Source organism: Lacticaseibacillus salsurae (assembly GCF_045862175.1).
In the GTDB taxonomy this organism is placed as follows: domain Bacteria; phylum Bacillota; class Bacilli; order Lactobacillales; family Lactobacillaceae; genus Lacticaseibacillus; species Lacticaseibacillus salsurae.
On the sequence record NZ_BAAFZI010000086.1, the window covers coordinates 1 to 6,081 of the forward strand.

The following is a 6,081-nucleotide window of genomic DNA, read 5'->3' on the forward strand; positions in this document are numbered from 1 at the left end:
GGTCTGGTAACTTGAGGCACTGATTGGCAAGTTGCCTAAAGTTGATACGATGAAGAAACTCTTGGAACAAAACGAGCCCGGCGTCATTTGAAAGTTGACCGCCGTCGGCGGTCACAGTCACATTGGTATTGCATTGCAGGGATAAGCTGGTTAAAGTTGAGATGGTGTGAAGCCTCGCTTTCGTGATGGTTTTCGTTGACTCAACCTTAGCATATAGGCGCACCCAATGGGTGAAACACCAAAGCAGCGCAGTCCCGTGTGAATCGTGGGATTGCGCTGCTTTTTTGAAATTCTATGAATAATCCAGGTTTAATTCAACGCCAAGCCTGACGTGATTTCTTGGAAGCCGAACAACGGCCGAATGTCGTCTGGCTCGATCACATAAACATAAGCTTGGCGCCATTCAGGCTTATCCAACAGCAACATCACTTCCCAAACTTTCAACGGTTTGCCAGTCAGTTGCGAGTGGATCCACAATTGCCGCTGTTCATCGACGATTTGCAATTCAAACGTGGCTAAATTTTGTAATGCCCCAGCGATTTTCACGCGCACTGGGGTATTTTTGTTGTGGTCAGATAACAGTTGTAAGAGATCCAAGACGCGCATCAGTGAGCCCCCGTATAGTCTTCTAGTGTGCGATGTCCCGATGCCAGTACCACCAGCAATTGTTCAAAATGCATTTTCTGGGTGACTGGGCGCTTCGGCGAATAAATATAGCGCGCCCACTGATTTTTCATCGCTGGCGTTAAGGTTTGCCACTGATTGAGTAGTTTGGCGTTTTGCTTGGACAATCGCTCCGTTAACTTAGGCACTTGCGCATCATAATCAGCTAAGCGGGTTTTGGTGGCGACTGCTTGGGCCCATTTCAAATCAAGCACGGTGAAGTCGTCATCAAAGCTGAGCATCGCGTTGTACTTAAAGCCAGATTCTCCAAGCAAGCCGGTGTGGCGATCCAATTTCAACGCACGCAACATCGCATCGCGGTTGATGCCAGAAAACTGCCGGCTGCCAGCCTTGGGATAAAACAAATACACATGCCCATCAAAAGCCAAACGCTGTGCCTTAGCGATGGCGTGCAGTCGCTGGTTAGCCGCGGCTGGCGTCATCACTGCCACGATCTGCAAGTCCGTTTGCTTAGTCGCACGTTGGTCGAAATCAAGATTTGCTAAGGCATTGTGGATTGGCTCTGGCAAGGGATCTGCCACGATATGGTGGAATTTGGAAAATTTGAATTTAGTCAGCTCAGGCATAAGGCACCTCCTGATGTTAGTGTACCGCGCGCAGTCAAATTTAGAAACTGGTAATTGTAACCCAACGATTGACAAATGGGTTACAAGCGGATAAACTCAGGTCATTCTAAGAAAACAGGTGACAGTATGGGTCAAAATGCGACATTGAAATATTTAATGCAGGGGGCAATGGTTTGCGCGTTATTGATTATTTTAGGTTTATTTCCAGGGATCCCATTAGGCATTATTCCCGTGGCAGTGGTTTTACAAAATCTTGGCGTGATGCTGGCTGGGGAAATTCTGCCGGCGCGATACGGAAGCTTAGCTGTCGGGGTATTTTTGTTATTGGTGGCGTTAGGCTTGCCGTTTTTATCTGGCGGGCGCGGGGGCTTGGCCATCATTGCTGGACCCACAGGCGGGTATTTAATTGCTTGGCTATTTGCGCCAGCGCTGAATGCTTGGGTAATACATATGACTGATGCCGCGAATAAGCCAGCCTGGCAAGAATTTTTATGGGCAATGTTGTTTCTCGTCTTGTTTGTTGATGTGATCGGCAGTATTTGGCTATCGGTTCAATCGCACATGCCATTTGGCGCCGCGCTAGCTTCCAATGTGATGTTTGTGCCAGGCGATTTATTGAAACTCGGATTTGCAGTTGCGATTGCCAGACGCCTACGAAAAGTCTTACACTAGAGCTTACTAGGGTAAGGAGGGCGACACCATGAACACCAAACAACGCGTATTGACAGCATTACTCGCAGATGGCGACACCTGGCATTCCGGCGACAGCTTAGCCGCGGAGTTAGGCTTGTCGCGAGAATCCGTGTGGAAAGCGATCAACGCCTTGCGCAAAGCAGGACATGACATCGCCGCGCGCAAAAGCCAAGGCTACCGCTACGTCAGTTGTGCGCATTTGGATGACATGGTGATCGCCTATCATCTTCAACATGAATTGCCATTAACCGTTGAAAAAACAGTGACCTCAACGCAAGATGTCGCCAAAAAATGGTTAGCCACGCAAACTGAACTCACCCCAGCGGCGTTTGTGGCGGATGCGCAAACCAATGGCTATGGTCGCCGCGGTCGGCAATTTTATTCACCAGCCCAAAGCGGACTGTATTTATCTTTGGTGATCCCCAACCCTCAAGCAGATCTGACGCAAGTGGGGTTGTTGACAACTGGGGTGGCGACGGCGGTAGTGGCTGCCTTACGCGAATTCTTCCCAACGGCTGATTTTGGGTTGAAGTGGGTCAATGATGTGATGATCGATCATCGCAAAGTCGCCGGGATCTTGTGTGAAGCGGTGCTGGCGTTAGAATCATCAACCAGCGCGGCATTTGTGATCGGTGTGGGTTTGAACCTCGATACGGCACAATTTCCTGATGCGTTAAAACAAGTTGCCGGGTCGATCAGCGACACGCCAATTGATCGCAATGCCTTGGCTGCCAGCTTGATCGATCACATTTTAAAGCGGGCTGTAGATTATCAAACTGGCGACTTCTTGCCAACGTATCGAAAGCTTTCTACTGTGATCGGCCACCGCGTCACGGTGAAAATCGGGAAACGCATTTTAACTGGTAAAGTGTTGGACATCGCAGAAAATGGCGGGCTTGAGTTATTGACTGATCAAGGCCTGCAAACCGTTACTGCTGGAGAAGTGGTGAAAGTGGATGTTGACGCCTGAAATTCACGGCTTGCAGTTAGATGCCGATGGTCGCTGCGCGCATTATCACACTGACTTTGATGTGGTCGCGTTATGGTGTGGCCAGTGTCAAAAATTCTGGGCGTGTTATGAATGCCACGATGCGTTGTGTGATCATGACTTCGTGCCGCTCCCAAAAGCGCAAGCACCAGTCTTGTGTGGTGCTTGTCGGCACGTGATGACTTACACGCAGTATCAAAGTGGTCAGTGTCCCAATTGCGGGCATCCATTTAATCCACGCTGTGAATTACATACCGATCATTATTTCAAATAAAAAATGGACGCCTTCACTGTTGAGGCGTCCATTTTAGTGCTATTTGATCTGTTGGCTTAACGCTTCAATACGCTGTTCGCTTTGATCTAAGAAATTGATCATGTCATGTAGCGGCTTGGCAGTGGTGATGTCCACCCCTGCCACTTGCGCTTCTTGAATTGGTGTGAGGCTATCGCCAAGGGTCAAGAATTTTAACCAGTCGCTAGCCGCATTAGGGTCGCCTGCTTGCAGACGCAGGAATGCGCCAGTGGATACGACTAGGCTAGCTGAGTAAGTATACGAGTACAGGCCCATGTAATAATGGCTTTGACGCATCCAAGTCAGTTCAGGTTGCCCGAAGTCAAGATCCACGCTGTCGCCCCAGAATTCTTTCAGCACACCCAGTTTCAATTCATTGAGCTTAGCCGCGTCAAAACTCTCACCGGCATCGATCAACGTATAAACTTTGGTTTGGAAGGCTGCTTCCAGCAAGTGGGTGACACAATTATGGAAGTAAGTATCATTTAACAATCGGCTTAACGCAAACCGTTCAAAGCGCGCATCGCTATCTTTTTCCAACAAACTCTTGGTCAACAACAATTCGTGGAATGTCGAAGGCGCTTCGACGATGTACCAAGACGGTTCATGGCCTAAAATCGAATGATGTTCATCGGCTAGCGTCATTTGTCCACAATGACCGAGTTCATGGATCAACGTGTATAAGCTCGGCAAGGTGTCCGCCCAACTCATTAAGACATAAGGATGTGTGCCATAAGGACATTCAGCAAACGCGCCGGATTCTTTGCCAACGTTGCCAGGAAAATCGACCCAACGATCCGTGAAAGCTGGTGCGATCCGCGCTTGATAATCAGGTCCTAACGGCTTCAAGGCTTCATGGATCATGTGCGGGGCATCTTTGCGTGTGACTTTTGGCGAAAAAGTAGGATCCAAATCGGCTTGTAAGTCCGTGTAAGTGATGCGGTCGAGTTTCAACGTCTGCTTTAAATGGGTCACATATCGGCGCATGACCGGCGCTAAGTCGTGCATGATGGTGTTGACTTGGCGTTCAAACATCGCTCGTGGCACTTCTTGTTCAGCCAGCAAGTAATCGATCACAGAATCATAACCGCGCATGGTGGCGAGTGTTTTTTCTTTGGTGACTTGGGCCAAATAACCGGCGGCCATTGTGTTTTGATACTTGGCCAGCGTTTGGCAGAATTTCAAATAAGCCGCACGACGGATAGTGACGTCAGGATGCTTTTGATACTCTTCTTCATATAAGGTGAAGGACAACGGATAAGTTTTGCCATCGACTTCGAACTCGCCGAAATCCATATCTGCAAACACAGATTGAGAGCGGATCGCTTCTGGCGCATCTAAGACTGGCTCAAGCTTAGCCAACGCTTCTTCTACCGCAGGGGCTAAGGCTTGCTTGCGGCTTTGTTTAATATGGCGAATAAAGGCGGCGTGATCGACGGATTTTGCTGCGACTTGATCGAGTACGGCATCGTCAAGGGCGCTGAGTTCCGCTTGGACAAAATGGAGCTGACTTTCCCAAGTGGCCAACAAATTATCGACGCGATGGCTGGTGGCAGTGAGCTGGCTATCGGTCACGTCGGTGCTGACCGGGAAGCTGGCGTAACAGCTCAAGTGATTTTCATTTTCGAGGATATGGGCATAATCATCTAAGGCATCTAAAATCACAGGCACTTGCGTCAGGCGACCTTGGTAGATGCGTTGAAAGTCTTGGATCAATTCTTTGGTAGCTTTGATCGTTTGTTCAAATTCAAATTCATCTTTAAAAATGGCGCTGAGGTCCCAAGTGTCTGCAGTTGGCACTGCTGCACGCGTCGGTAAACTCATGGTCAACACTCCCTTTTGATAAGCTTGCCCCCAGTATAACACGTTCTCAAAATTGGCATATTCTTACAAATAGAGTGATTTTTTGGGTAAAATATATACTCAAAAGAATATGCTTAGGGTAAAATAAGAGTGAACGAACCGGGATACCGGTATCCTTAGGAGGAAGACATAATGGTCATTGACAATAACCACTTGGTAACACGTTACTATGACTTGCAAGCGGAGAACTCAGCCGGCTTTGCTGCAGTCAATGCCTACATCAACAAGCAGCTCGAAGACTTGTACAACGATTTGAAAACGACTTTTTCTGACACGGTTGTTTTCCAACTGGAAGACGCCATGGCGGCAGGGGAAGCTGGCGGGTTGAACCTTGATCCTGCGGAAGAAGAAATCGCTGTAACCAACTACATGTTGAAAACAATCGATGGCTTAGGCCTGTGGATCCAACCAGAACAAGAATCCGATCCTAATACGATCGTCGCCAAACTCAACTTTGGTAACCGTAGCCGTTATTATTAATCAACTTTGAAACCAGCCTCGGCTGGTTTTTTTGTGCCAGAGCGTTTTGAAGCGGGTTTAGTCGACCGGGTAGCCTCGTCTGAGGAGTTGAGCTGGTCTTTGGCTTGACTCCTCAGACGTCGCTAGCTGTGTCGACGTTGCTTCAAAAAAGCTCGACGTCAAGGATTTAGGCCTCCAGCTGACTTGCCGATGCATCGTGGAGGTCCGAATCGGAGCTAACTTGAGCCATCGCGATGCTCATGGCTCAAGTGAATCTCCACCTGCGAAACGCATTAGGTGGTAAACCACCAATTGCGTTTCTACTATGCACCGGCAGCCAGCTTCCGGCCCAAATTCAAACTTGACGAGACAACAATAATTTTGAAATAACTGAATGGCGGTAAAAAAGGGTCTAAAATTTTTGGTGTTGAAGAGTACTTCAACGCTGGAAGTTTTAGGCCTTTTTAGATAACACAAAAACACCTACTCCCTCCAGTGTTATGCTTTAAGCGACCAAACCAAAAGATAAACGAGGT

7 protein-coding genes are annotated in these 6,081 nt (G+C 48.3%); 4 read left to right on the top strand and 3 right to left on the bottom strand.

All coding sequences use genetic code 11. The features are described 5' to 3' along the window. Positions 1-309: 309 nt before the first annotated feature. Positions 310-606, bottom strand: coding sequence for a hypothetical protein (locus ACKTSG_RS13410; protein ID WP_407895476.1), 297 nt, complete (start codon positions 604-606; stop codon positions 310-312). Next, complete coding sequence (locus tag ACKTSG_RS13415; RefSeq protein WP_407895478.1) at positions 606-1,250, bottom strand: YdeI/OmpD-associated family protein; 645 nt, start codon at positions 1,248-1,250, stop codon at positions 606-608. Before ACKTSG_RS13415 ends, ACKTSG_RS13410 begins: the two co-directional genes overlap by 1 nt. Positions 1,251-1,376: 126 nt before the next feature. Here ACKTSG_RS13415 and ACKTSG_RS13420 point away from each other — a divergent pair, with 126 nt between their 5' ends. The 3 genes from ACKTSG_RS13420 to ACKTSG_RS13430 are packed head-to-tail and all read left to right on the top strand — an operon-like array spanning position 1,377 to position 3,205. Beyond that, complete coding sequence (locus tag ACKTSG_RS13420; protein WP_407895480.1) at positions 1,377-1,922, top strand: biotin transporter BioY; 546 nt, start codon at positions 1,377-1,379, stop codon at positions 1,920-1,922. A gap of 28 nt (positions 1,923-1,950) precedes the next feature. Further along, positions 1,951-2,913, top strand: coding sequence for a biotin--[acetyl-CoA-carboxylase] ligase (locus ACKTSG_RS13425; protein WP_407895482.1), 963 nt, complete (start codon positions 1,951-1,953; stop codon positions 2,911-2,913). Further along, the gene (locus tag ACKTSG_RS13430; protein ID WP_407895483.1) at positions 2,900-3,205 is read left to right on the top strand and encodes a CHY zinc finger protein; all 306 of its coding nucleotides are present in this window, start codon (positions 2,900-2,902) and stop codon (positions 3,203-3,205) included. Before ACKTSG_RS13425 ends, ACKTSG_RS13430 begins: the two co-directional genes overlap by 14 nt. A 39-nt stretch (positions 3,206-3,244) precedes the next feature. Here the strand turns inward: ACKTSG_RS13430 and pepF are convergent, their stop codons facing one another. Continuing rightward, on the bottom strand, positions 3,245-5,056 hold the full coding sequence (pepF, locus tag ACKTSG_RS13435; protein ID WP_407895485.1) for an oligoendopeptidase F: 1,812 nt from the start codon (positions 5,054-5,056) through the stop codon (positions 3,245-3,247). Positions 5,057-5,218: 162 nt separating this feature from the next. On the opposite strand from pepF, the gene ACKTSG_RS13440 reads away from it, so the two are divergent. Further along, positions 5,219-5,566, top strand: coding sequence for a hypothetical protein (locus ACKTSG_RS13440; protein WP_054714881.1), 348 nt, complete (start codon positions 5,219-5,221; stop codon positions 5,564-5,566). The last annotated feature ends 515 nt before the right edge of the window (positions 5,567-6,081 follow it).

What these genes read in the sequence shown, in the direction of transcription:
- ACKTSG_RS13410 (WP_407895476.1), bottom strand. Translation starts at nt 606, where the DNA reads ATGCGCGTCTTGGATCTCTTACAACTGTTATCTGACCACAACAAAAAT.
- ACKTSG_RS13415 (WP_407895478.1), bottom strand. Translation starts at nt 1,250, where the DNA reads ATGCCTGAGCTGACTAAATTCAAATTTTCCAAATTCCACCATATCGTG.
- ACKTSG_RS13420 (WP_407895480.1), top strand. Translation starts at nt 1,377, where the DNA reads ATGGGTCAAAATGCGACATTGAAATATTTAATGCAGGGGGCAATGGTT.
- ACKTSG_RS13425 (WP_407895482.1), top strand. Translation starts at nt 1,951, where the DNA reads ATGAACACCAAACAACGCGTATTGACAGCATTACTCGCAGATGGCGAC.
- ACKTSG_RS13430 (WP_407895483.1), top strand. Translation starts at nt 2,900, where the DNA reads ATGTTGACGCCTGAAATTCACGGCTTGCAGTTAGATGCCGATGGTCGC.
- ACKTSG_RS13440 (WP_054714881.1), top strand. Translation starts at nt 5,219, where the DNA reads ATGGTCATTGACAATAACCACTTGGTAACACGTTACTATGACTTGCAA.